The sequence below is a fragment of the Zobellia russellii genome, from assembly GCF_044597075.1.
GTDB classification, from domain to species: domain Bacteria; phylum Bacteroidota; class Bacteroidia; order Flavobacteriales; family Flavobacteriaceae; genus Zobellia; species Zobellia russellii.
In genome coordinates, this window is the sequence record NZ_CP139000.1 from 1,453,265 (window position 1) to 1,477,450 (window position 24,186).

The 24,186-nt window shown below is 39.3% G+C and carries 29 protein-coding genes; 14 read left to right on the top strand and 15 right to left on the bottom strand.

Annotated elements, in window-relative coordinates; translation table 11 throughout:
* Window positions 1–32: 32 nt before the first annotated feature.
* Both gldI and SJY45_RS06010 read right to left on the bottom strand, forming a co-directional pair.
* Window positions 33–578, bottom strand: coding sequence for a gliding motility-associated peptidyl-prolyl isomerase GldI (gene gldI, locus SJY45_RS06005; protein ID WP_289062412.1), 546 nt, complete (start codon window positions 576–578; stop codon window positions 33–35).
* The gene (locus tag SJY45_RS06010) at window positions 575–1,591 is read right to left on the bottom strand and encodes a bifunctional oligoribonuclease/PAP phosphatase NrnA (protein WP_215439862.1); all 1,017 of its coding nucleotides are present in this window, start codon (window positions 1,589–1,591) and stop codon (window positions 575–577) included. Before SJY45_RS06010 ends, gldI begins: the two co-directional genes overlap by 4 nt.
* A 78-nt stretch (window positions 1,592–1,669) precedes the next feature.
* On the opposite strand from SJY45_RS06010, the gene SJY45_RS06015 reads away from it, so the two are divergent.
* Both SJY45_RS06015 and SJY45_RS06020 read left to right on the top strand, forming a co-directional pair.
* Window positions 1,670–2,719, top strand: a complete 1,050-nt coding sequence (locus tag SJY45_RS06015; protein WP_400073645.1) for an alkaline phosphatase D family protein — start codon at window positions 1,670–1,672, stop codon at window positions 2,717–2,719.
* 48 nt (window positions 2,720–2,767) lie between these two features.
* The gene (locus SJY45_RS06020; protein WP_289039788.1) at window positions 2,768–3,187 is read left to right on the top strand and encodes a nucleoside-diphosphate kinase; all 420 of its coding nucleotides are present in this window, start codon (window positions 2,768–2,770) and stop codon (window positions 3,185–3,187) included.
* A gap of 58 nt (window positions 3,188–3,245) precedes the next feature.
* Here SJY45_RS06020 and SJY45_RS06025 read toward each other — a convergent pair whose 3' ends face one another.
* The 3 genes from SJY45_RS06025 to recF are packed head-to-tail and all read right to left on the bottom strand — an operon-like array spanning window position 3,246 to window position 5,064.
* Window positions 3,246–3,542, bottom strand: coding sequence for a DUF721 domain-containing protein (locus SJY45_RS06025; protein ID WP_215439858.1), 297 nt, complete (start codon window positions 3,540–3,542; stop codon window positions 3,246–3,248).
* Window position 3,543: 1 nt separating this feature from the next.
* Window positions 3,544–3,960, bottom strand: a complete 417-nt coding sequence (locus SJY45_RS06030; RefSeq protein ID WP_400073646.1) for a hypothetical protein — start codon at window positions 3,958–3,960, stop codon at window positions 3,544–3,546.
* Window positions 3,961–3,984: 24 nt separating this feature from the next.
* Complete coding sequence (gene recF, locus SJY45_RS06035) at window positions 3,985–5,064, bottom strand: DNA replication/repair protein RecF (protein ID WP_400073647.1); 1,080 nt, start codon at window positions 5,062–5,064, stop codon at window positions 3,985–3,987.
* 115 nt (window positions 5,065–5,179) lie between these two features.
* Between recF and SJY45_RS06040 the strand changes: the two genes are divergently transcribed.
* The 7 genes from SJY45_RS06040 (at window position 5,180) to SJY45_RS06070 (ending at window position 11,433) form a co-directional block, all read left to right on the top strand.
* Complete coding sequence (locus SJY45_RS06040; RefSeq protein ID WP_400073648.1) at window positions 5,180–5,947, top strand: tol-pal system YbgF family protein; 768 nt, start codon at window positions 5,180–5,182, stop codon at window positions 5,945–5,947.
* Complete coding sequence (gene ribH, locus SJY45_RS06045) at window positions 5,947–6,429, top strand: 6,7-dimethyl-8-ribityllumazine synthase (protein ID WP_400073649.1); 483 nt, start codon at window positions 5,947–5,949, stop codon at window positions 6,427–6,429. The genes SJY45_RS06040 and ribH overlap by 1 nt, the downstream gene beginning before the upstream one ends.
* 210 nt (window positions 6,430–6,639) lie before the next feature.
* Window positions 6,640–6,939, top strand: a complete 300-nt coding sequence (locus SJY45_RS06050; RefSeq protein ID WP_215439848.1) for a riboflavin synthase subunit beta — start codon at window positions 6,640–6,642, stop codon at window positions 6,937–6,939.
* On the top strand, window positions 6,939–8,795 hold the full coding sequence (gene mutL, locus SJY45_RS06055) for a DNA mismatch repair endonuclease MutL (protein ID WP_400073650.1): 1,857 nt from the start codon (window positions 6,939–6,941) through the stop codon (window positions 8,793–8,795). Before SJY45_RS06050 ends, mutL begins: the two co-directional genes overlap by 1 nt.
* Window positions 8,796–9,539, top strand: a complete 744-nt coding sequence (locus tag SJY45_RS06060) for a rhomboid family intramembrane serine protease (RefSeq protein ID WP_400073651.1) — start codon at window positions 8,796–8,798, stop codon at window positions 9,537–9,539.
* A gap of 1 nt (window position 9,540) precedes the next feature.
* Window positions 9,541–10,407: a rhomboid family intramembrane serine protease gene (locus tag SJY45_RS06065; protein WP_400073652.1), complete on the top strand. Its 867-nt coding sequence runs from the start codon at window positions 9,541–9,543 to the stop codon at window positions 10,405–10,407.
* A gap of 3 nt (window positions 10,408–10,410) precedes the next feature.
* Window positions 10,411–11,433 (top strand): endonuclease/exonuclease/phosphatase family protein, encoded by a 1,023-nt coding sequence (locus SJY45_RS06070; protein WP_400073653.1) that lies wholly within the window; start codon window positions 10,411–10,413, stop codon window positions 11,431–11,433.
* Here SJY45_RS06070 and SJY45_RS06075 read toward each other — a convergent pair.
* The 10 genes from SJY45_RS06075 to SJY45_RS06120 form a co-directional block, all read right to left on the bottom strand.
* The gene (locus tag SJY45_RS06075; protein ID WP_215439838.1) at window positions 11,416–11,736 is read right to left on the bottom strand and encodes a DUF6122 family protein; all 321 of its coding nucleotides are present in this window, start codon (window positions 11,734–11,736) and stop codon (window positions 11,416–11,418) included. The genes SJY45_RS06070 and SJY45_RS06075 overlap by 18 nt on opposite strands.
* Complete coding sequence (locus SJY45_RS06080) at window positions 11,729–12,361, bottom strand: WbqC family protein (protein ID WP_400073654.1); 633 nt, start codon at window positions 12,359–12,361, stop codon at window positions 11,729–11,731. The genes SJY45_RS06075 and SJY45_RS06080 overlap by 8 nt, the downstream gene beginning before the upstream one ends.
* 27 nt (window positions 12,362–12,388) lie before the next feature.
* On the bottom strand, window positions 12,389–13,165 hold the full coding sequence (locus tag SJY45_RS06085) for a sulfite exporter TauE/SafE family protein (RefSeq protein ID WP_400073655.1): 777 nt from the start codon (window positions 13,163–13,165) through the stop codon (window positions 12,389–12,391).
* Window positions 13,149–14,222, bottom strand: coding sequence for a molybdopterin-synthase adenylyltransferase MoeB (gene moeB / locus SJY45_RS06090; RefSeq protein ID WP_400073656.1), 1,074 nt, complete (start codon window positions 14,220–14,222; stop codon window positions 13,149–13,151). Before moeB ends, SJY45_RS06085 begins: the two co-directional genes overlap by 17 nt.
* A complete protein-coding gene (locus SJY45_RS06095; protein WP_215439830.1) occupies window positions 14,219–14,815 on the bottom strand; it encodes an NTP transferase domain-containing protein in 597 nt (198 codons plus the stop codon). The genes moeB and SJY45_RS06095 overlap by 4 nt, the downstream gene beginning before the upstream one ends.
* A complete protein-coding gene (gene moaC, locus SJY45_RS06100; protein WP_400073657.1) occupies window positions 14,799–15,272 on the bottom strand; it encodes a cyclic pyranopterin monophosphate synthase MoaC in 474 nt (157 codons plus the stop codon). The genes SJY45_RS06095 and moaC overlap by 17 nt, the downstream gene beginning before the upstream one ends.
* 4 nt (window positions 15,273–15,276) lie before the next feature.
* Window positions 15,277–16,260: a GTP 3',8-cyclase MoaA gene (gene moaA / locus SJY45_RS06105; RefSeq protein ID WP_289062398.1), complete on the bottom strand. Its 984-nt coding sequence runs from the start codon at window positions 16,258–16,260 to the stop codon at window positions 15,277–15,279.
* 72 nt (window positions 16,261–16,332) lie between these two features.
* Window positions 16,333–16,743: a molybdenum cofactor biosynthesis protein MoaE gene (locus SJY45_RS06110; RefSeq protein WP_215439824.1), complete on the bottom strand. Its 411-nt coding sequence runs from the start codon at window positions 16,741–16,743 to the stop codon at window positions 16,333–16,335.
* Window positions 16,744–16,752: 9 nt separating this feature from the next.
* On the bottom strand, window positions 16,753–16,995 hold the full coding sequence (locus SJY45_RS06115; protein WP_400073658.1) for a MoaD/ThiS family protein: 243 nt from the start codon (window positions 16,993–16,995) through the stop codon (window positions 16,753–16,755).
* Between the two features lie 48 nt (window positions 16,996–17,043).
* Window positions 17,044–17,844 (bottom strand): DUF6503 family protein, encoded by an 801-nt coding sequence (locus SJY45_RS06120; protein WP_400073659.1) that lies wholly within the window; start codon window positions 17,842–17,844, stop codon window positions 17,044–17,046.
* Between the two features lie 62 nt (window positions 17,845–17,906).
* On the opposite strand from SJY45_RS06120, the gene SJY45_RS06125 reads away from it, so the two are divergent.
* From SJY45_RS06125 to SJY45_RS06145, 5 genes are all read left to right on the top strand, one after another.
* Entirely contained in the window at window positions 17,907–18,719 is an 813-nt protein-coding gene (locus tag SJY45_RS06125) for a TrmH family RNA methyltransferase (protein WP_400073660.1), read from the top strand.
* A 53-nt stretch (window positions 18,720–18,772) separates the two neighbouring features.
* Window positions 18,773–19,999 (top strand): M48 family metallopeptidase, encoded by a 1,227-nt coding sequence (locus SJY45_RS06130; RefSeq protein ID WP_400073661.1) that lies wholly within the window; start codon window positions 18,773–18,775, stop codon window positions 19,997–19,999.
* A 103-nt stretch (window positions 20,000–20,102) separates the two neighbouring features.
* A complete protein-coding gene (locus SJY45_RS06135) occupies window positions 20,103–22,307 on the top strand; it encodes a bifunctional (p)ppGpp synthetase/guanosine-3',5'-bis(diphosphate) 3'-pyrophosphohydrolase (RefSeq protein ID WP_215439814.1) in 2,205 nt (734 codons plus the stop codon).
* Window positions 22,308–22,362: 55 nt separating this feature from the next.
* A complete protein-coding gene (locus SJY45_RS06140; protein WP_215439813.1) occupies window positions 22,363–22,818 on the top strand; it encodes a Fur family transcriptional regulator in 456 nt (151 codons plus the stop codon).
* A 12-nt stretch (window positions 22,819–22,830) separates the two neighbouring features.
* A complete protein-coding gene (locus SJY45_RS06145) occupies window positions 22,831–24,102 on the top strand; it encodes an adenylosuccinate synthase (protein ID WP_215914210.1) in 1,272 nt (423 codons plus the stop codon).
* The last annotated feature ends 84 nt before the right edge of the window (window positions 24,103–24,186 follow it).

The following is a 24,186-nucleotide window of genomic DNA, read 5'->3' on the forward strand; positions in this document are numbered from 1 at the left end:
TATATTTTACTTTTATTGATTATTTGCAAGTTCTACTCTACTAACTCGTTCTGTTTTTGAATTTTAAAAACGGATAAGGTGACCTTAAACGGTACATTAATTCCAATTTTGTCATTATCGCCATGATAGCCGTACCCCAAAGAAGACGGAAACAAAAAGGTTGCCGTTTCTCCTTCTTTTAACATCTTAACACTGTTTCTTAGACCTGGAAAAAGATCTTGCTTATCAACTTTATAGGTAAGGGTACCTATATCGTCCATGCTATAGATAGTGTCATTTTTTAAGCTGACTACGTTATAGCTCATTACCACTACATCATCTGGCTTGGCGGTATATTCGGTTTCTTCATTTTTAACGTCATAATAGAACCAAGACCCACTTGCCGTATGCGTATACTCGTGCAATGTATCGTTAGCCATCACTTCTTGCATTGACTTCTCTTCCTTGGCCAAAAGTTCTTTGCTGCGTTTCACGGATTGCTTAAAAAAGCTTCCTGTCTTTACCTCAACAGGTCTTCTTGCTTCGGGGCCTCCACAGCCCACTACTATAATTAAAAAAATAAGACTTAATATTCTCATGCTTGTAATTGCTCTTGATAATTTTCTAAAAGCGATTCAAAATAAAGAGTCGTTTCTTTAAGCGACCTATCGCTTTTTCCACCTGCAGCATTATCATGACCACCACCTTCAAAATGGGCCCTTGCAAATTCGTTTACCGAAAATTCTCCAATAGACCTGAAGGAAATTTTTATGATACCTTCATCTTTATTCTCTATAAAAATAACCGCAAATATAATACCTTCTAAAGTAAGTCCGTAATTTACAAAGCCTTCCGTATCTCCTTTCTGATACTCATGGGCATCTAGCTCTTCTTGACTTAGCGTAATATACGCCGTTCTGTACTTATCAAGAATAACCATATTCTTTAAAGCGCAGCCCAAAAGATGTAATCTTCCCGGGGTGTTCGTGTCAAAAACCCTGTGATGTATTTCCGTGTTTTCCGCACCCTTATCAATTAAATCTGCAACTACACGGTGGGTTCTACCGGTAGTAGACCTGAATTTAAACGAGCCGGTATCAGTCATTATTCCAGTATAAAGACAGTCTGCCATTTCTGAGGTAATCTTATCTACATCACCTAAAAACTCAATGAAATTATAAACCATTTCACAAGTAGAAGTCATGGTTACATCAGAATACATAATCTGGGCATAATCAGATGGGGCCTGGTGGTGGTCAATCATCACAAAAGGCACTGTTAGGCTCTCCAATACGGATTGCATCTGCCCTATTCTTCCCAAATGATTAAAGTCTAAAGTAAAAATCACCGTAGCTTCGGCAATTTTTTCCTTGGCCTGGCTATTCTGTTTTTCAAAATTTAAAATATTTTCATTGCCCGGCATCCATTTCAAAAACTTAGGATAATCATTGGGCGCAACAACAACAGCCTCTTGCCCCCTATTTACAAGGTAATGACATAAAGCCAAGGTTGAACCAATGGCATCACCATCCGGATTTTTATGTGGTACGATTACGATTTTTTGCGGTTGGGAAAGTAGTTGCTGAACCGCTTTTATAGACTCCAAATTCATGCGCGCAAATATACAATTTAATAACATAGCCTTTGAAGGCAAAGTCTTATTTTTGCTGTTAGTTTTTAAAACGATTCTATGTTGAATAAATGTGTCGCCATTAGCGCCCTATTTGCCTTTATGGCTTGCAAGACCGTAAAACAGGACGAGCAGCCTATAAAAAAGGAAGTATATACCTCTACTTTTGATTCTGATTTTACCCTAACATTTGGCTCATGTAATAAACAAAACGAAACCAATTTACTTTGGGACGACGTTTTAAAAACGCAGCCCAATCTATGGATTTGGGGAGGAGATAACATTTATGCGGATACGGATAACATGAAACGGCTACGCTCCATGTACGCCCAACAAAACGCAGTTAAAGGATATCAACAACTAAAAAAGACGGTACCCGTTATTGGCACTTGGGACGATCATGATTATGGACTGAACGATGGAGGCGTTGAGTTCGAAAAAAAGAAAGAGAGCCAACAGAAGTTCCTTGATTTTCTAGGAGTGGACCAAAATGATCCGCGAAGAACCCAAGAAGGTGTTTATACCGCACATACCTATAATACGCCAAAGGGAAGCATTAAAGTACTGGTATTGGATACACGATATTTCAGAACAGCCTTAACCCCAGATCCTGTAACTAAAAAACGAACTAAACCAAATGCCTATGGCGTTGGCACCATTCTTGGAGAAACCCAATGGAACTGGCTCTCTAGTGAGCTTAAAAACTCTACGGCAGACTTTAATATACTGGTAAGTAGTGTTCAAATACTATCCAACGAACACGGCTTTGAGACTTGGGGCAACTTTCCGCACGAAGTAGATAGACTTAAAAAGCTTATTGTAGATTCTAATGCAAAAGGTGTAATGGTTCTTTCCGGAGATCGCCATATTTCAGAGTTTTCAAAAACGGACGTATCCGGATTGACCTATCCTTTAATAGATTTTACAAGTAGCGGACTTACACATTCCTATACCGCTTACAATGGTGAAACCAACCCGTTTAGGGTGGGTGAAGTGGTTTTTACTCAAAGTTTTGGACTAATTAAATTCAATTTTGAAACTAAAGAAGCGCAGATGCAAATTCTGGGTGACGACTTAAATCTTTTAGGGGAGTTACATCAAACCTATTAAAAGTTGCCGATTATTGAATAAAGCGTATTTTTGCAAAAAATTTTTACAATGACAACGAACAGAACATTTACGATGATCAAACCCGATGCGGTTGAAAACGGACACATTGGTGCCATCTTGGAAAAAATAACTTCCGCTGGCTTTAAGATCGTCGCCATGAAATATACACAACTTAGCACAAGAGATGCTCAAGAGTTCTACGCCGTTCATAGCGAGCGTCCGTTTTACGGAGAATTGGTAGAGTTCATGAGCCGTGGTCCTATTGTTGCCGCTATTTTGGAAAAGGACAATGCCGTTGAGGATTTTCGTGCATTGATTGGTGCAACCAACCCGGCCGAAGCTGCTGAAGGTACTATTAGAAAGTTATTTGCTACCGATATTGCAGAAAATGCGGTACATGGTTCGGACAGCGATGAAAATGCAGCTATTGAAGGTGCCTTTCATTTTGCTGGAAGAGAGATTTTCTAACAACCGTACAACTTTATAGAAAACCTGTAAGTATCAATTCTTTGAAGCTTACAGGTTTTTATCTTAGAACCAGTTTCTTTACCAGGTTTTTACCCAAATCTTCATTGAGCATCTTTACAATTTTAGATTTGCCCAAGCTAAGTTCTTCACGAAGCACGGAAGAGGACAACGCCACAAAAAGTGTATCGCCTCTAAGCTCTATATCCGTAGTATAATTATTTACGCCATTACCCATTAGATTGCGCCAAGCTTCGCGCGCATCTACTTTATCCATGCCCTTTTCCAGCCTATTCTCTTTTATGAATTCTTGAAGCGCTTCGCTCATATTCATATTTTCGTTTCGTCGCTTTGCCATCTTATTGGATTGAAATAGGTTCAAATCTTTTATAATCGTACTGTATCCCTTCTTGGTTCTTTACGGAAAAAGTAGCATCGTCCAAATCTACCAACGTCTCGGACCACTCACTTAATTCGGTCTTGTAATCAATTGAAAAACTGTTCTCTTTTTGGGTGATGACAAACGCTTCGGCATCATCAGAAGTTTCATAGGTTCCATCTAGTTTGGGTTGCATTTTTTTACGATATCCCTTTTTTCCGTCCGTAGAAATATAATCTACGTTGGTATTCACCTTATATTCTTTAACGGTACCATTAGGCAAGGTTACCCTTGTTATTTCCCAATACCCGTCCAACAGGTTTAAATCATCCTTTGACACACCTGAAGAGCACCCTAGAAACAAGCCTAAAAATCCTATTAAAATTATCTTTTTCATCGTCGTTTTCTAAAATCGGATTAATTATAATTTGAATAATTTATACGTTTGGTGGATCTGCTTTACGACTTCTTCGGTACGTTCTGCATGCGTATCACTAATAAAGATTTGTCCAAAATTTTCATTGTTCACCAAAGCTACGATATGTGACACCCTATGTTCGTCTAATTTATCAAAAATATCATCTAACAATAAAATAGGCGTTGTTTTTGAACGGGCCTTTATAAATTGAAATTGAGCAAATTTTAGAGCGATCAAAAAAGATTTCTGCTGACCCTGGCTACCAAATTTCTTAATGGGGTGCCCTGAAATTTCAAACCCTAAATCGTCTTTGTGTACCCCAACTGATGTGTACTGCAAGGCTTTGTCCTTTTCAACGGATTTTTCTAAAAGTGCCAATAAACCTTCATTGAGCAACTTACTTTCATAATTTAAGGACACCTCTTCATGACCTCCGGATATGGCAATGTACTGTTCTTTAAAAATAGGGATGAATGCCTCTAAAAATGCCACTCGCTTATCAAAAATCCGAGTTCCATAATCTTCTAACTGTTCATTGTAAACCGCCAACGTATCCTTATTAAAAGTATGGTTGGCCGCAAAATATTTTAAAAGCGAGTTACGCTGGGCCAAAACCTTGTTATACTTTAAAAGGTCTTGTAAATACTCCTTATCGGATTGAGAAATAACCCCGTCTATGAATTTTCTTCTGGTATCACTTCCTTCTATAATAAGATCTCTGTCTGCCGGTGAAATAATGACCAAAGGCAATAGACCAATATGATCCGACAGGCGATCATATGCCTTCCCGTTTCGTTTAATTACCTTTTTTGCCCCCCGTTTTAAACTACAAACTATTTTCTCTTCCCGCTCATTTTTTTCAAACTCTCCTTCTATTACAAAAAAATCCTCATCATGTTTAATGTTCTGGGTAGAAACCGGGTTAAAGTAGCTCTTACCAAAGGAAAGATGGTACACCGCATCCAGCACATTAGTTTTTCCTACTCCGTTAGGACCAACCATGCAATTGATTTTTTTATCGAGTTCAATATCCATTGAATCGAAGTTTTTATAATTAATCAGGGATAATTTCTTTAAAAACATGTGCAATAATTCCAGATTTGACGGTACTTGATATACAAACCTCAAAAATAACGAATAAATACCCTTTCGGTTTTGGATAAAACCTTTATTTTTGCGCCACCAATAAAATTAGAAAATGGCAACATATAAGAAGCGTGGTTTTAAACCAAAAGATAAAGCGGAAGAGCAAGAAGTTACAGAGCAAGAAAGCGCAACTGCAGAAGTCTTTAGTACACTAGATGAAAGTGCCTCCAAAACCGAAGCTTGGGTTGCTGACAACCAGAATTATATTTTAGGTATCATAGGTGTTATAGCTGTTGGTGTTCTTGGATATTTGGCGTATGCCCAATTTGTGGAAAAGCCCAAAGAAGCTAACGCTGCCAATGAAATGTACTACCCTCAGCAATATTTTGACCAAGCCCTTAACAGCCCAACAGCTAAGGATTCTTTATACACCCTTGCATTGAACGGTGCGGAAGGAAAATACGGTTTTCTTGATATCATAGACGAATACAGCGGAACAAAAGCGGCCAACTTGGCAAACTACTCTGCAGGTATGGCGTATTTGAACATGCAAAAGTACCAAGAGGCTATTTCACATCTAGAGGACTTTAGTTCAGAAGACGATATTCTTGGTGCATTGGCAAAAGGTGGTCTTGGTGATGCGTTCATGCAACTAGGTCAGCCAGAAGATGCCTTAGGTTACTATGACAAGGCTATTGCTCACAGCAACAACAACTATACAACTCCTAAATTCTTGTACAAAGCGGGTGTTACGGCTCTAGAATTGAACCAGAACGATAAAGCCCTTAAGTACTTTCAGAGAATTAAAGATGAGTATTCATCTTCTGATGAAGCGCGTACTGTTGATGCTTTTATAGGAATGGCTAAAACCAACAATTAATGGCTACGGCAAACAAAAACTTATCAGTTTACGATAAAACTAAAATCCCAAACGCGAAAAATCTTCGGTTTGGGATTGTTGTTTCTGAATGGAATACAGAAATTACCGAAGGGCTATACTCTGGTGCCGTTGAAGCCCTTTTGGATTGTGGCGCCTCAGAAGACAACATTTTACGCTGGGATGTGCCGGGTAGTTTTGAGCTGACTTTTGGATGCAAAAAAATGGCCACTACCCAAGAAGTAGATGCCGTTATTGCCATTGGAAGTGTTATTCAAGGTGAAACCAAACATTTTGATTTTGTTTGTAGCGCTACGGCTCAAGGCATTAAAGACCTTAACGTACAACTGGATACCCCTGTGATATTCTGTGTGTTGACGGATAACAACATCCAACAATCACGGGAGCGCAGTGGAGGCAAACATGGCAACAAGGGTACAGAGGCCGCTATTGCCGCTATTCAGATGGCCAGCTTGGGGAAATAATTATCTAGAACCAAGCCTCTACAAATTTTTATTGTCCTTTTTCTTTGGAAAAAGTCTTTCCTGTCCACAATGGCAAAACAGACAATTACCTTATATCCTTACATGTAAGGTAACATTTTACCCACTAAAAAGCTGTATCTCATGCGCTGTTAACAAATTTTGGCAGCGGTAACACGGCATATTTTTTGATTTTAAGTAACTTTGAGGTTCATGGGAATGCTAAGTAAATTCACACGCTTAAAGCGGAGCAAGAAATTTGAATACACCCCTCGTTATTATGACGACAAGGGTAAAGGCAGTCCGTTTAAAATTGAACCAAAATTTGACCAATACCGAAGTACATTAAATCCCGCCAGAGGTTTAAAGGGAAAGTTTGGTAGTGCCATGTCCGATATAAAGCGCCAAGGCGATACCAATCTAAAAATACGCATGGCAGTTATTTTGGCCATTCTCGTATTGATCGTACTTTATATTATCGATTTTGACCTCTCTATATTCTTCCCTAACTAATGGCAGATATCATAAAACTTTTACCGGACCATGTTGCGAACCAGATTGCAGCGGGTGAAGTGGTTCAACGTCCTGCTTCAGTCGTAAAGGAATTATTGGAAAACGCAATAGATGCCGGGGCTACCTCTATTAAATTAATTATAAAAGACGGCGGAAAAATCCTTATCCAAGTTGTAGATGACGGAATGGGCATGAGTGCTACGGATGCTAGATTAAGTTTTGAGCGGCACGCCACTTCTAAAATACAAAAGGCAGAAGACCTCTTTAATTTGAACACCAAAGGGTTCCGCGGTGAAGCCTTAGCTTCAATTGCAGCAATTGCCCATGTTGAGATGCAAACCAAGCCCGAGAGCGAGGAACTGGGCACCCATCTAAAAATTGAGGGCAGTAAAATTATATTTCAGGAAGCCAGCGTTACCCCCAAGGGTACGTCTATGGCGGTAAAAAACCTATTTTTCAACATCCCTGCCAGACGTAACTTTTTAAAAAGTAATCAGGTAGAGTTAAGGCATGTTACAGATGAGTTTCATCGTGTTGCCTTGGCGCATCCTAGTATTGCCTTTCATTTTTATAATAACGGAAGTGAAATATTTAACCTTCCATCGGACAATTACCGCAAGCGTATTGTCAATATTTTTGGTACACGAACCAATCAAAAGTTGGTTCCCGTTGAAGAAGAAACGCCCATTGTAAAGATAAGTGGTTTTATAACCAAGCCCGAATTCGCCAAAAAGAGCCGTGGGGAGCAATTTTTCTTTATCAATAACAGGTTTATTAAGAGTCCTTATTTACACCACGCGGTGGTAGCGGCTTTTGAAGGACTTATAAAATCAGATTGTCATCCTGGTTATTTTCTCTACCTAGAGGTTGACCCAGGCTCAATAGATATAAATATTCATCCCACTAAAACAGAAGTTAAGTTTGATGATGAACATAGCCTGTACGCCATTTTAAGGTCTACGGTAAAGCATAGCTTAGGTCAGTTTAACGTTGCCCCTGCGCTAGATTTTGAACACGACCCAAATTTACAGACACCTTATGAATTCAAGGATAAGTCCGTAGTACAGCCTAAAGTTACGGTAAACGCAGGGTTTAACCCTTTTCAGGAAACAAAAAATACAGCTTCGCCTGCTCCATCGCGTAGCTATCAAAAACCAAATACCCAAAGCTGGGAAAGCTTGTACGTTGGTTTAGAATCAAAAATGGGTACGGATGAAAACCTTGGTAGCATCAGTTTTGAATCTGATACAATTACCGGTTCTATTTTTGAGGGCGAAAAAGAAACAGCAGAAACAGTTACTACCACCTTTCAAATTAGAAGAAAATATATTGTAACCACTATAAAATCCGGTATGGTGGTAATTGACCAAAGTCGGGCGCACCAAAGAGTACTTTACGAAAAATTCTTAAAGAACAGCACTGTAAAACAAGCGGTTAGCCAACAACTATTGTTCCCGTTAACCCTTTCCTTTTCGCATACCGAAATTAGTGCGCTTAAAGAAATTGAAGATATTTTAACCTCTATTGGATTCATTTTTGAAAAAATAGAAGATGAAACAATTACCGTTACAGGTGTTCCCCTTCTGGTGGCCGAAAGTGAAGTTGGCATGATATTGGACCAGCTTATTTCAGATTACCAACAAGAAATAACGGAAGAGAGTTTCTCCCATACGGACATACTTTCAAAAACATTGGCAAAAACATTGGCGGTCAAGACTGGGGAGATGCTGGACAACGCCTCCCAAATTGCCCTTGTAAACGATTTGTTCGCCTGTAAGGAAGCAATGGTTAGTCCGTTTAATAAACCGGTATACATCACCATTACCGAAAATGACATTGACAAAAAATTTATTTAGATGGGAAGATTAACCGAAGCTATAAAACACCTGCTCATAATAAACATTCTGTTTTTTGTGGCAACCTCTCTTTACGGTGATCAGATGTACCAGTGGTTTTCGTTGTGGTTTCCAAAAAACGAGAACTTTGCCTTCTACCAGATTGTAACGCATATGTTCATGCACGGTGGCTTTATGCACATTGCTTTTAACATGTACGCTTTATGGGCTTTTGGAACGCCATTGGAACAAATGTGGGGACGCAATAAGTTTCTGTTCTTCTATTTTTCCGCTGGTCTAGGTTCTGCTTTGATTCATACAGGGGTAAACTACTACTACTTTAACGAGGGAATGCAAGCTTTGGTGAATAGCGGCATGACCGAGAGTAGTATTATGGAGATTATATCATCTGGCCAGTACAGCCCGGATTGGTACAATATTGCATCAAAAAGTACCATAGACAATTTTCTATCAGCTTATAACACACCCGCAGTAGGAGCTTCTGGAGCCATTTATGGTGTTTTAGTAGCCTTTGGGATGATGTTCCCTAATAGTGAGCTCTTCTTGATGTTCATTCCTGTACCGGTCAAAGCCAAATATTTTATACCTATTTTAATAGGATTGGATTTATTTTCCGGAGTAACCGGGTATAGTCTTTTTGGCCAAGGCATTGCCCATTTCGCCCATATTGGGGGCGCTTTGTTCGGTTTTTTAATGATGTGGTACTGGAAGAAGAATCAGTTTAACAACAACCGCTGGAACTAAGATGACAAACGGAGATTTAAAATATCAATATGCACGGTTGAGCGTTTCCGAAAAGCTCATAGCCATTAACGTTATCGTTTTTATCGTTATGGGGCTTATTACAGCGCTAATTAGCCCTAGCGTTGAAAACTGGTTTGCCCTGCCCAAGGATTTTTTCGACTTTTTAATGCAGCCGTGGTCCATTATTACTTACTCTTTTTTACACGGTGGCATTTTTCATATTCTCTGGAACATGTACGTATTGTACGTGGCCGGCCGTATTCTACTAAACCTTTTTGACGGTAGACGCTTCTTAAGCATCTACTTTTTAGGGGTTATTCTAGGCGGCCTTTTATTTCTTTTGAGTTATAACATTTTCCCGACGCTAATAGGCGTTAATGCTTCTCTTATTGGTGCTTCCGCGGGAGTAATGGCGGTACTTATATTTGTTTGCACCTACATTCCCAATCAAGAAGTACGTCTTTTTGTTTTTAACGTAAAGCTTTGGCAAATTGGTTTGTTCGTTGTGTTAATGGATCTAGTTCAAATTCCAATGGGCGGGAACATTGGAGGAAGAATTGCCCATTTGGGTGGTGCCTTTTTAGGGTATATGTATGCCCGACAACTTTATAATGGCAGAGATATTGGTGAGGGTTTTGCCGGCTTAATTGATGGTATAGCCAATCTTTTCAAAAAAAGCGAAAAGAAAGCACCTATGAAAACCGTTTATAAAAACAAGCAAAAAACAGCTACCAAACAAGCTAATCACGATAAGCAAACCCATCAAAAAAAGATTGATGCCATTTTGGATAAAATCAGCAAATCCGGATACGAAAGTCTTTCAAAAGCGGAAAAAGATTTTCTATTCAAGGCTGGAAAGGAAGACTAGCGTATGAAGGGACTTTCATTCTTTAATAAAATTGTTTTCTTTTTTAATATCATTTTTGCCTTTGTGCTCCTACTGGCATGTGCCGTCCCTTACCTATCCCTAGAGCTTTTTCCTTTTTTATCCATTTTAAGCTTGGGCGTACCTGTATTGGTAGTAGTCAATACCCTCTTTTTCTTGTATTGGTTGTTAGGCCTTAAAAAACAAGTTTTCACTTCTTTGTTCGTTCTTATTTTTGGGTACTTTGCTCTGGGTACTTTTATAAAATTATCATCGGAATCGACTGATTTTAAAGAAGACGAGTTAAAGGTGATGACCTATAACGTACGTGCATTTAACCGGTACCGATTTTTAGACAACGATAATATTCCCGAAGAGATAGAAGGCTTGGTAGAACAAGAGAAACCGGATATTATCTGCTTTCAAGAAGTAGGGCATGATATGCAAGAGGATTACTTGGACTATCCTTACCATTTTTTAAAACGAATACCGGCTGGCAATAAGGTTCATATGGGCATATTCTCTAAGTATCCCATAATTAAAGCGGAAATCATAAACTTCCCCAATAGCATAAATAATGGTTCCTATGCCGATATTCTCTATAAAGGCGACACCTTAAGGATTTACAATTTACACATGCAATCCTTAGGAATTACTCCAGGTACAGGAGTTTTGCGCTCACAATCTTCCGAGAGATTATACCGTAGAGTAACCAATGCCTTTAAAAGGCAACAGCAACAAGCACAAATCATAGCAGAACATAAAGCAAAGAGTCCTTATAGAACCTTGGTCTGTGGCGACTTTAACAACACTCAATTCTCGTCGGTGTATCATACTATCATAGGTGAAATGCAGGATACGTTTATTGAAAAAGGGGCTGGTTATGGCCGTACGTATAACTTTCTAATGATTCCTATTCGTATTGATTTTATTATGGCCGATTCCAGTTTTGAAGTTATGGGCCATAAAAATTTTGATGAAAAATTCTCGGACCATTTTCCGGTTATGGCTTCATTTCGATTGAAATAGGAAAAAACAATCCGTGGCATCCGCTAAAATGTGTATCAACAAGGCCAATCCAAAAATTCGGGTCTTTTTAAAACAAAAAAGCAAAAAATAGGCTGCTATGGCCCAATAACTATGGAGTGGATGAAACCCTATACTACAGCGGTCCGGAGAAAAAATGGGGGTTGCCAGCAAGTGGTCTATATCTATGACAATACCGGCCAATAAAATAAGAATAGCCTTTAAACGGTATTCCTTATAAAAGTACCACCCAATAAAAATAGGCACCAAAAAATGAATGCCGTAATGCATGATGAATCTAAGCATCTATAAAACTTAGTTTTTGACTCTTTAAGTAACTTAGCGCGTTGGTACCCTCATTAAAAAGTAAATCCAATATGCTAGTGTTTTTGGAAAACTCATTTCTATCGGAAAAAACCTGATTGTACTCTTCCTGTTCAAAATTCAGCTTTTTTTTAGCATTTACTAAAAACCTCCCGTCAACTAGGTTTTGCGGACTATCTTCATAAATTACGGTCCTTTCTGTTGGCATATCCATCTGTAAACAATTACAAATGGTTTCTATGGTCAATAAATTATAATCCAACAAATACTCATATTGACGCTCATAAAGCGGAGCTATTTCATCTTCATAGAACTCAAAAAAAGGCGATGTTCTATAGGCCGTTTTAAGGGTCCTCCAATGCTGTCGTTGCCATTCATAAGTGTTGTCCAACATTACTTCACTATATTTCTGCCTGCCCTGATCCTTACCCCTGTGTTTAATAGGTATACTTAGCATATGCCTTCCCCTATCATTACAAATGTAGGCGCGGTTTCTATACGTCTGTTTTTGGAAATTATCCTGTACCTCCCAACAAATCCCATGCTGGGCAATAACAGAAAAAGTAGCTATATCCGGAACATAGGCCGGGTTTAAAAGAATTTTCAATATGACTAATTTAAAGAACTATTTTGTTTAAAATACCTGCGGAATATATTTGAGCAAAATACGAACCCCTACAACAAAAACCAACAAGGCCGTAACCCTTTTGATGCCTTTAGGGGTAAATCGCTTTAAGCTCAGACGAATTCCCAACTGCCCTCCTATCAAAACCGATACTACAAGTGCCAAGGTCTCTTTCCACGGGAGCTCTAACATTCCACCTTGAACGAGACCTGCCAAGCCCGAAATTGAATTCACCAATATAAAAAAACTGGCCAAAGCCGCTATTTTAATGGATTTATCCCATTTTAGGTGATTTAGGATCGGTGCTAAAAATATGCCACCCCCAATACCTACTAAGCCTGACAATAGGCCAATACTACCTCCCAATACATAGGTCATGAATTTAGGGTATTGTACTGTTTTCTCGGTAGTATCGTGTTTTACAAAAGTTTGAGAGGCCAAGAAAACAGAGGAAGTTACCAAAGAAAAACCCAACAAGAGGAAAAAAATATGTTCCTCTAATCTAAACGAAGCGCCAAGAAACGCCAGTGGTATACTGGCCAAAACAAAAGGTAAAAAGTCTTTAAATTTAGCATGGCCATTCTTAAAGTATAAATAAGTACTGCCGGAAACTACTACCAAATTACATATTAAAGCAATGGAACGTATGGCAAAGAAGCCCCCTAAAAAGAGTGTTAACAACGCCAAATAGCTAGAGCCGCCTCCAAAGCCTACTGAAGAATACAGGGTAGCAACAATAAAGAATCCCAGACACAAGAACACCAAGTTCTCAGTACTTAAGAGCATGTTTTGAAATTTGGTTCATCCCTCCTTCAATATTAATCAGATTGGCATTGGCATGAATACCCTGCATTTTTGTTACTGCCTTTCTACTCCTTACCCCAGACTGACAGACCACATAAACCTTAGTGTCATATGCAATTTCTTCATGACGTTCATCCAATTCGGAAAGTGGGATGTTTTTGGCAAAAGATAAATGGTTTCTACTAAATTCCTTGGGTGTCCTTACGTCTATAAGTTGCACCTCGTTTTCTTCTATGATTTTTTGAAAAGCAGCTGGAGTAATAGAATTCATTGGCACTTCGCAATTAAACTCATAACTCTCTTGCAGCGCATTTATCTTCTGATTTTCAGGATTTGCCGCAAAACGGATTTTCTGGAACGTACTGGACAATCCATCAAAAAGTAACAGCTTTCCCGTGAGCACCTGCCCAATTTCCGTTATCACCTTAACAGTTTCCAAGGCTTGAAAATTGCCGATAATTCCCGGTACAATTCCCAAAACCCCGTTCTCATCACAATTAGGCACTTCATCGGGCTTTGGCATTTCTGGAAAAAGACAACGGTAGGTTGGCCCTCCTTCAAAATTAAACACACTCACCTGACCTTCAAAGCTATGTAATGCCCCATATACAAATGGTTTATTCAGGATTACACAGGCATCGTTCACTAAATAGCGGGTTGGAAAATTATCTGAAGCATCTACCACTACATCATAATCCGTTATGATTTCAAGTGCATTATCACGAGTTAGAAATGTTTCGTAAGAAATAATATGGGTCTCGGAATTCTGTTCTTTCAGTTTTTGAACGGCTGTTGCTACCTTAGGTTTTTTTACATCGCTTTCAGAATAGAGCACTTGTCTGTGTAGGTTTGAAAGAGAAACCACATCATTATCTACAATCCCCAAAGTTCCTACGCCCATTGCATTGAGATAGGTCAACACAGGAACCCCTAGTCCGCCAGCTCCTACCACCAGCACCTTGGCCGACTGTAATTTGAGCTGGGCCTCCATTCCAAATTCCTTTAAAATTGTTTGTCGGTCGTAGCGTTCTGCGTTCATTCCACTGCTAATTTCACGATGGCTTCCTTGTATTCTTCCTCCGAATTGGCATTCAAAAGCACATTGGGGTCAGAAGGGAAAACCAATTTCACATCACTATTAATCAAATATTTTCTAGGACAGGTTCCGTTACCACTTTCCAAATAGGCCAAACTCTCCTTAAAGGCCGCTGGCTCCCAAATAGCACATAACGGCTCGGGCAACGGGTCTTCTTTTTGAGCAAAGGAACTCGCCACTTTATTAGGGTCACGTGCCGCAATCAATTCTTGTAACGCCTTTAAATCCATTAAAGGAAGGTCACAAGCCAAAACCAACCAAGCCACATCCGGATGCTGTAAATGGGCCGAAAGGAGTCCGTTGTAAGGCCCTTTGTACTTATTCTCATCAACGATTACCGCTACATCATCTGCAATCTCATCTTGCTGCTCCGGCCGGATGCTTAAAAACGTCTTATCACAGACCCTTCCCAAAAGATTATAAAGATAATCGCGCTGTGGCATGCCATGATAAGGTATTAAACCTTTGTCTTTTCCCATTCGGGTGCTTTTTCCACCAGCAAGCACCAAACCGTATATTTTAGGACCTATAATCATTTTTTCCTCCTGTTTTTTCTTTCAATTGAATAGCGCTAATTTGTATGTCATGAGAAAGCGCCTTACACATGTCATAAATGGTGAGCGCACTAACAGAAACTCCGGTCAAAGCCTCCATTTCAACCCCTGTTTTTTCGGTACATTTTACGGTGCACGTAATATCTAAAGCCTGATTTTTGGGCAAAATATCTATCTGTACTTTTGAAAGGTTGATTTGATGGCAAAGCGGAATCAATTCTGATGTTTTCTTTACCGCCTGAATACCCGCAATTACCGCCGTTTGAATTATGCTACCTTTTTTACCTAGAAAATCTTGAGCCGCCAAAGTTTCAAACACCTCTTTGGGAAACTCAACGCGCCCTGAAGCTACAGCAGTTCTTGCCGTTACCTTTTTTTCGGACACGTCTACCATGGCCGCGTTACCCGAAGCATCTATATGTGAAAGTTTTTTTTCCATGAATCTAGCCCCCTATTGAGGTCATTGAATTAGAGAATACGCCTTTGTATTTCTGTTGCGCCTCAAAGCCCGTTTTTGAACGGCTTCCTATGGCCTTTAAAATACTTTCCTTTATTTTTTCTTCAGAATCCTTACCTCTCAAAATAGCTCGCAGGTTCATACTTGGCTGTGCGTAAAGACAGGTAATTACATCTCCCGTAGCGGAAATTCGTAAACGGTTACAGGTACCACAAAATGTTCTACTAAAAGAAGGGATAACCCCAAAAGTACCTTTGAACCCTGGTATTTTATAATTGATGGAGGTTGATGTTTTAGGCGATTCCAACTCGTAATAATCGGGATGGGCTTCTTTAATGTACCCAAGAATCCGCTTGTAGTCCCATGCAATGCTCTCAAAAGTCTTGCTCCCTCCGTTAAAGGGCATCTCTTCAAGAAAACGCACGGACACATCATAATGCTTGGTAAGTTCTAACATAGGTAGAATATCTTCCGTATTCTGACCATCCAAGGCAATAAAATTAATCCGAACATTAAAACCTTCCGTAATTAACCGAATAATATTGTTATGGACCGTATCATACTGATTGCGACGTGTGATTTTTTCAAAAGTCTCACGGTTAATGGCATCCATACTTACGTTAATGTTCTTGATGCCCAATTCCTTCAGCTCATCAATATAAGGACCTATTAACGTAGCGTTTGTGGTAATAGATATATCGTTAAGACCTTCTAGTTGCGCCATATGACGCATAAGCACCATTAAATCCTTACGTACAAATGGCTCCCCACCGGTAATCCTAATTTTATCCACACCTTGGGACACTAAAATTTCACTCAATCGCGAAAGCTCATCTATAGTAAAAAGCTTATCGTTTTTAGCAAAATTGATTCCCTCTGCCGGCATGCAATAGTTACAGCGCAAATTGCAACGGTCCGTTACCGCCAAACGGACGTAATTTATAGTTCTATTATGATTGTCTACCAGCATACATTTATCATTCTCCGTATAAATGAAAAATAAGGATTGTTTCTAATTTTTCAGTATCGTACTTTTTAGTTCCTATGGATGTGCCGAAACCCAAACCGTTTTGTTCTTAAAAATTTCTTTTTTCCAGATGGGCACACGCTCTTTTAAAGTGTCTATTAAATAACGACAGGCCTCAAAACAAGCATCGCGGTGTGCAGAGGATGCCCCTACCACCACAACTGGCTCTTCAACTGCCTTTTTTCCCACGGCATGACGGATAACCACTTTGTTCAACTTCCACTTTTCAGTGGCCTCAGTCGCTATTTTCCCCATCTCTTTGAGGGCCATGTTTTTATAAGTCTCAAATTCCAGACCTGTAACCTCTTCGTTATTGGTAAACTCCCTTACGGCACCTACAAAGACGCAAATACCCCCGCTATTGGGATGCGAAAGCTCTGTATAGACCTTTCCGGGATCAATTATATCTACAATTTCTATAACCATATATCAAAATCAACCACCACTTACCGGTGGTATTATAGCAATTTCATCTCCTTGATTCAGACTTTCACTATCTTCCGCATACTCGCTGTTTACGGCTACCGCTAAAGAAGAAAGCTTCCCGAAATCCGGGAAGCTGTTCTTTAAATTCTGTTTCAATTCCAAAACAGATTTAGGCACCTCGTCACCTTCCGCAAAACGGAAAGATGACTTACCTACTATATCTTTGGCAATGCCGAATAACAATACCTCCATATCCAAATAAAATTTAAAGATACAAGGTACTTAAAAAAATAAGAAATTTTAGAGATTTAAGATGACTTTTGCATTTTCGGGAACAGCATAAAACGCATCAGGTTTTGAAGCGTCCTCTAATGAAATATTGCTAAACTGGGCCGTATTCCTAACTTCCCCAATAATCCTTCCCTCATTGGTGTACCATGAAATGGACTTGGGCAATTTTACCCCGTTAAAGGTACCCCAATCATTATAACGAATAAAGCTCAATTTATCCGATTTTTCGTTGGTTCCAAAAGTAAATGTATACCCTAACCATGCCATTTCATAGGTTTCCGGGTCGTAATACAAGAAATAATCATCTTTAGAAGAAGCGCCTACCCCATCATTATAACTTATATGAATTCCAGGGTACTTTTTACCCTCGTACTCCAAATCTTCCGCCTCTCCGTAGTTTATACCCGAATCTGCCAAAACAAAGGGCATTGCGTAAAAATAGAACATAAGGTTGTGGTACATTTTAGCGTTACCCTTGTAGGCCTTCTGCTCATCTAGTAACCAAGCATCTTTTCCATCAAATCCTATAGTTGAAGGCGGAATTTCAATTTTATCTTTTCTTGAATATAAATCCACCGTGTGCTTCTCATTAGCATCTGGCTTAACCAATTCAAAACTGAGTGTTCGTTTGTTTTTCCACTCGGCCAATCCCCCGTGGGCATCAAAAACTTTGTTTAATGCTTCAGGGTAGTTATTTTCCTTAACTGGCATTTCTGTTTTCTTTGCCTGTTCAGACGGTTTACTTTCCTTTGAAGCTTCTTTACAGTTGGTTAGGCCCAATACCAATAAAATTGAAAAAAATCGTTTCATGTGATTGTTTTTAGTGTTAGATGCATAGGTCGCAGAATTCCTCTTTTATTTACATTTGCCGTATGCATAAAATTAAGCAAATCTCTAGCGTCCAAAATTCGTTAGTAAAAAAAATCCTGCTCCTAAAAGAGAAATCCAGGGAACGTAAGAAATCCGGGCTTTTTATAATAGAGGGATTTCGAGAAATTCAATTGGCGCTAAAAGGAGGGTATGAAATTGAAACCGTACTTTTTCAAGCAGAAGTAATTGACACGAACGAAACTACGGCTCTTTTTGAAAAATCTTTGTTAACGCCCGAATACATTGAGATTACAAAGGATATCTACCAAAAATTAGCGTATAGACAGACCACCGAAGGTATTTTAGCCATTGCTAAAAGTAAAACAACTTTGTTGAGCGATTTGCAACTCCCAAATAAGAATCCGCTTATACTTGTGGCCGAAGCTCCTGAAAAACCCGGAAATATTGGTGCACTCTTACGTACCGCAGATGCCGCCAACTTGGATGCTGTTATTATTGCCAACCCAAGAACGGACCTCTATAACCCTAATATTATTCGCTCTAGCGTAGGCTGCGTATTTACCAACAAAATAGCCATGGGCAGCACTACCGAAGTAATCGACTTTTTAAAAAAACAGAACATTGCCATTTATTGTGCCGCACTATCCGCTTCTGAAAACTATATCAAAACCAATTTTAAACCTGGCTCTGCCATTGTTGTAGGAACAGAAGCAGACGGACTCTCCCAAGAATGGCTAAACAGTTCTAAACAGAACATTATAATACCCATGCAAGGCGAGATAGATTCCATGAATGTATCGGTATCCGCAGCTATTCTTATCTTTGAAGCCAAAAGACAGCGAGATTTTCAATAAAAAGCCGTTGTTCTTCTATCAGGCCAACTTCATTTTTCAAAAAACGATAACATATGAGTATTCTGTTTTACACTATTGTAGCCATTCTTGTACTGCAGTTTATCATTGAAACCGTTCTGGATTACCTGAACGCCAAACGCTACAATGACCCCGTTCCCGATGAGCTCAGTGATGTTTTTGACGAAACCGAATACAAGAAATCACAAGCCTACAAAAAGACCAATTACCGTTTTGGACTGCTAACCTCTAGCTTTTCATTTCTCTTGACTTTAGGTTTTTTAATTTTTGGAGGATTTGAATGGGTAGATCAGATAGTACGAACGGTTACCGAACAACCCATACCCATGGCGCTTATGTTCTTTGGTATTATCATGATAGGAAGCGATATAATCACCTTGCCCTTCTCCTATTATTCCACTTTTGTAATAGAGGAAAAATTTGGGTTCAATAAAACTACAAAGGGTACCTTCTTTATGGATAAAATAAAAGGATGGTTGATGATGGCCATTGTAGGTGGACTTATCTTGTCATTGATTATTTGGTTCTTTCAATTAGCGGGCTCCTATTTTTGGGTGTACGCTTGGGCGCTTGTAGCCGTGTTTACAATTTTCATGAACCTGTTCTACAGCAAACTGATTGTTCCTATGTTCAATAAACAAACTCCTCTGGAAAATGGTAGTTTAAAAACCAAAATAGAGGCATTTGCAAAAAACGTAGGCTTTGAACTCAATAATATATTTGTAATAGACGGTTCCAAACGATCTACAAAGGCCAATGCTTATTTCTCCGGCTTCGGAAAAGAAAAAAGGGTTACACTGTACGACACCTTGATCAACGATTTGGACGAAGAGGAAATCGTAGCCGTTTTGGCACATGAAGTAGGACATTACAAGAAAAAGCACATTATCTTTAATCTTATCGCTTCTTTGGCGTTAACTGGCGTTACGCTATTCGTACTGTCATTGTTCATCAATAATCCGGCGGTATCCATAGCTATTGGGGTATCACAACCTAGTTTTCATGCAGCCTTGATCGGTTTTGCTATTTTATACAGTCCCATTTCGGAAATTACAGGTTTGATCATGAACCACTTTTCTCGAAAATTTGAATATCAAGCAGATGATTACGCCAAAGACACCTATGCCGCATTACCACTCATCACCTCATTAAAGAAATTGTCCAAAAACAGTTTAAGCAACCTTACGCCCCATCCTGCTTTCGTTTTTATGCACTATTCCCATCCTACTCTTTTGGACAGGATCCAGAATCTAAAACGGTAACCCCAATAGCCTTATTTAAAATTAAAGACACTTTGACCATAGCCCAAAAAGAGGAATAATTTTTGTTGTACGACTGCCAAGATTGTTCTATTTTTATTTGAATATGACGCAGGAAGCTATAGAAAAGGAAAATAAAGAGATTGCGAAGCAATACAAAGAATTGCTACGTATAAGCTATCAACACCTATCGGATGATGATAAAACGCTTATACGCTCTGCATTTGAAATTGCCGTAGACGCTCATAAAAACCAACGGAGAAAATCTGGCGAAGCCTATATATTCCACCCTATAGCGGTGGCAAAAATAGTAGCTTCGGAAATTGGTCTTGATGCTACATCCATAGCATCTGCCCTACTACATGACGTGGTTGAGGATACGGAATACACACTGGATGATATTGAACGGATGTTTGGTGAAACCGTTGCCCGTATCGTAGATGGTCTTACCAAAATTGCGCACCTAAAAAAGGATATGAGCACCTCACAACAGGCGGAAAACTTTCGGAAGATGTTGCTCACCCTTCATGATGATGTTCGTGTAATTATCATTAAAATCGCAGACCGCTACCATAATATGCTTACTATGGACGCCATGCCCGAGCATAAGCAGGTACAAATGGCTTCCGAAACTTTGTATATCTACGCCCCTTTAGCACACCGTATTGGGCTTTACAATATTAAAACAGACCTGGAAGACCTCAGTTTAAAGTATACCGAACCTAATGTATACAATGGCATTAAGGGTAAGATCGAGGAATCCAAAGAAGACCAACAGGCTTATATAGATGCTTTTTCGGGAGTTATAGATAAATCTTTAAAAGAAGAGGGACTTAACTATTACATTAAGGGCAGGATGAAATCCATTTTCTCCATTAGGCGAAAGATGAAAGCCCAGAATGTTTCTTTTGAGGAAATATATGACAAATTTGCCATTCGTATTATTTATAAATCGGATCGGCAGAACGAAAAATTCCTGGCCTGGAAAATCTACTCCATCGTAACCGATCACTTTACCCCCAACCCTGTGCGGCTTCGGGATTGGATTTCTTCGCCTAAATCCACAGGATATGAAGCCCTACATATTACCGTAATGGGGCCAAAAGGACGTTGGGTAGAAGTTCAGATCCGTAGTGAACGTATGCATGAAATTGCGGAAAAAGGGTATGCCGCACATTTTAAATATAAGCATGGCGACCAAAAAGAACAGGGTATTGAAGTTTGGCTCAACCGTTTACAAGAGGCACTTGAGAACGCCAATACCAATGCGGTAGACTTTGTTGAGGAATTTAAACTGAACCTGTATGCCAAGGAAATCTTTGTCTTTACCCCTAAGGGCGAACTAAAATCATTACCCAAAGGGGCTACCCCATTGGATTTTGCCTTTAATATCCATACAGAAGTGGGGATGCGCACGCGAGGATCAAAAGTAAACGGAAAGCTTGTTCCACTGAACACTACACTTCATAGCGGAGACCAAGTAGAAATAATTACCTCAGAACAGGCAAAACCCAACCAAAACTGGTTAGACTATGCTACAACCGCTAGAGCAAGGGCCAAAATAAAATCTTCTTTACGGGAAGAGAAAAAATCGGTTGCTGAAGAAGGCAAAGAAATTCTCCGAAGAAAATTAAAATCCCAGAAAGTTACGCTTAATGAAGATTCCATCAACAAAATGGTAACTTTCTTTAAGCTAAAAACTAGTCTGGACCTCTTTTACCGGGTAGGCATTGGGTCTATAGACAACCAAATGCTCAAAGACTTTTCGTCTTCCTACTCCAACGCCTTTATAAGTTTCTTCAAAAACAAAATGAGAAGGAACCCCAATCCGTTGGAAGTCCAAAAAGAAGAGATTACCTCCAAATACGATGTTCTTGTATTTGGCAAAGAAGAAGAGAAACTGGAGTACAAACTTTCGCAATGTTGTAATCCCATTCCTGGGGATGAAGTATTTGGTTTTGTAAGTGTAAATGAAGGTATTAAGGTGCATAAAAAGAACTGCCCCAATGCCATACAATTGCAGTCTAACTACGCATACCGCATCATTAGTGCCAAATGGATAGACTCCAGCCAAGAAGAATTCCTATCTGAAATACGCCTTACGGGAATTGACAACTTAGGTTTGGTAAGTGAGATTACCGAGGTCATATCGGACAATATGCACGTAAACATCCGTAACCTTAACTTTAGTACAGATGGCGGTACATTTAAGGGCACCATTACCGTAGTTGTTAAAAATAATGGTATTCTAAAAAAATTGATGGCAAATCTGAAGAAAATTAACGGAATAGATAAAGTCACAAGAATTTAGAATCGTAATTAAAATATAACCGTACCTTTGCGGATTGACGAATATAACCCTAGTTATGGCAGCCAACAAAAATCAAGAAATCGTAAAAAACGTTTTCACCACTTTTTTAGAAGAAAATGGGCATAGAAAAACACCCGAACGCTATGCCATACTTCAAGAAATATATGATAGCGAAGATCATTTTGACATTGAATCGCTGTACATAAACATGAAGAACAAGAACTACAGGGTAAGTCGTGCTACACTCTATAACACTATAGAACTTTTATTGGAGTGTAAACTGGTTCGCAAACATCAATTTGGCAAAAACCAGGCACAATACGAGAAATCATATTTTGATCGCCAACATGATCATGTTATTTTAACCGATACCGGTGAGGTAATGGAATTTTGTGATCCTCGTATTCAATCTATAAAGAAAACCATTGAGGAAGTTTTTGATATCAAAATCAATACACACTCCCTTTATTTTTATGGTACTCGAAATAAAAACGAAAACACGAACAGCTAACCAAAATTTTAAATGGCAGTAGATTTATTGTTAGGATTACAGTGGGGAGACGAAGGAAAAGGAAAAATTGTTGATGTACTTACAACAGATTATGACATCATCGCTAGATTTCAAGGAGGCCCAAACGCAGGGCATACATTGGAGTTTGATGGCATAAAACACGTATTGCACACCATACCTTCGGGAATTTTTCACAAAAATGCCTTAAATATTGTTGGTAACGGGGTAGTTATAGACCCGGTAATCTTCAAAAAAGAATTAGACGCATTAAAAAAGTTCAATTTAGACATAAAGTCCAAATTGTTCATCTCAAGAAAAGCACACCTAATATTGCCTACGCACCGCTTGTTGGATGCGGCTTCGGAAGCATCTAAAGGAAAAGCAAAAATTGGTTCTACCCTAAAGGGAATAGGCCCAACTTATATGGACAAGACAGGCCGTAACGGTATGCGTATCGGTGATCTTGAAATGTCCGATTGGAAAGAAAAATACCGCAATCTGGCCAACAAACACGAAGCTATGATCGCTTATTACAATGTAGATATACAGTATGATTTGGCAGAATTAGAAAAAGACTTCTTTGAGTCCGTTGCCGAATTGAAAGAGCTGACTTTTATTGACAGTGAGGAGTATCTGTACCAAGCTCAAAAAAGCGGGAAGAAAATATTGGCAGAAGGCGCGCAAGGTTCTTTATTGGATATTGACTTTGGAACTTATCCTTTTGTAACATCCAGTAATACCACGGCTGCAGGTGCCTGTACCGGTCTTGGAGTTGCTCCAAACCAAATTGGCGATGTAAAAGGTATTTTTAAAGCCTATACTACCCGAGTTGGTAGCGGCCCTTTTCCTACTGAACTTTTTGATGAGGACGGTGAGACCATGGCCCGCGTGGGTAATGAATTTGGCGCTACCACTGGCCGCCCTAGAAGATGTGGTTGGTTAGACCTTGTTGCTTTAAAATATGCTGTGATCATTAACGGTGTTACCGAATTGATGATGATGAAAGCCGATGTTTTAAGTGGATTTGATACCATAAAAGTATGTACCGCCTACAATTACAAAGGTGAGAAAATAGAGCACCTTCCGTTTAATATTGAAGCAGAGAATGTAACGCCAGTTTACTCGGAAATGAAAGGTTGGAAAGAAGACCTTACAAAAATGAGCAGCGCCGATCAGTTACCTGCATCGTTGCAGGAATACATCAGTTTCTTGGAAAAAGAACTTGAAGTGCCTATTAAAATAGTTTCCGTAGGGCCTGACCGTACGCAGACTATACACAGATAACCAAAGGTTACAGAAGAGCTTCGAAATATACATTTTTCGATATGTAGTTTAGGATAGTGTGGATACTTACAGATTTCAGTGCGT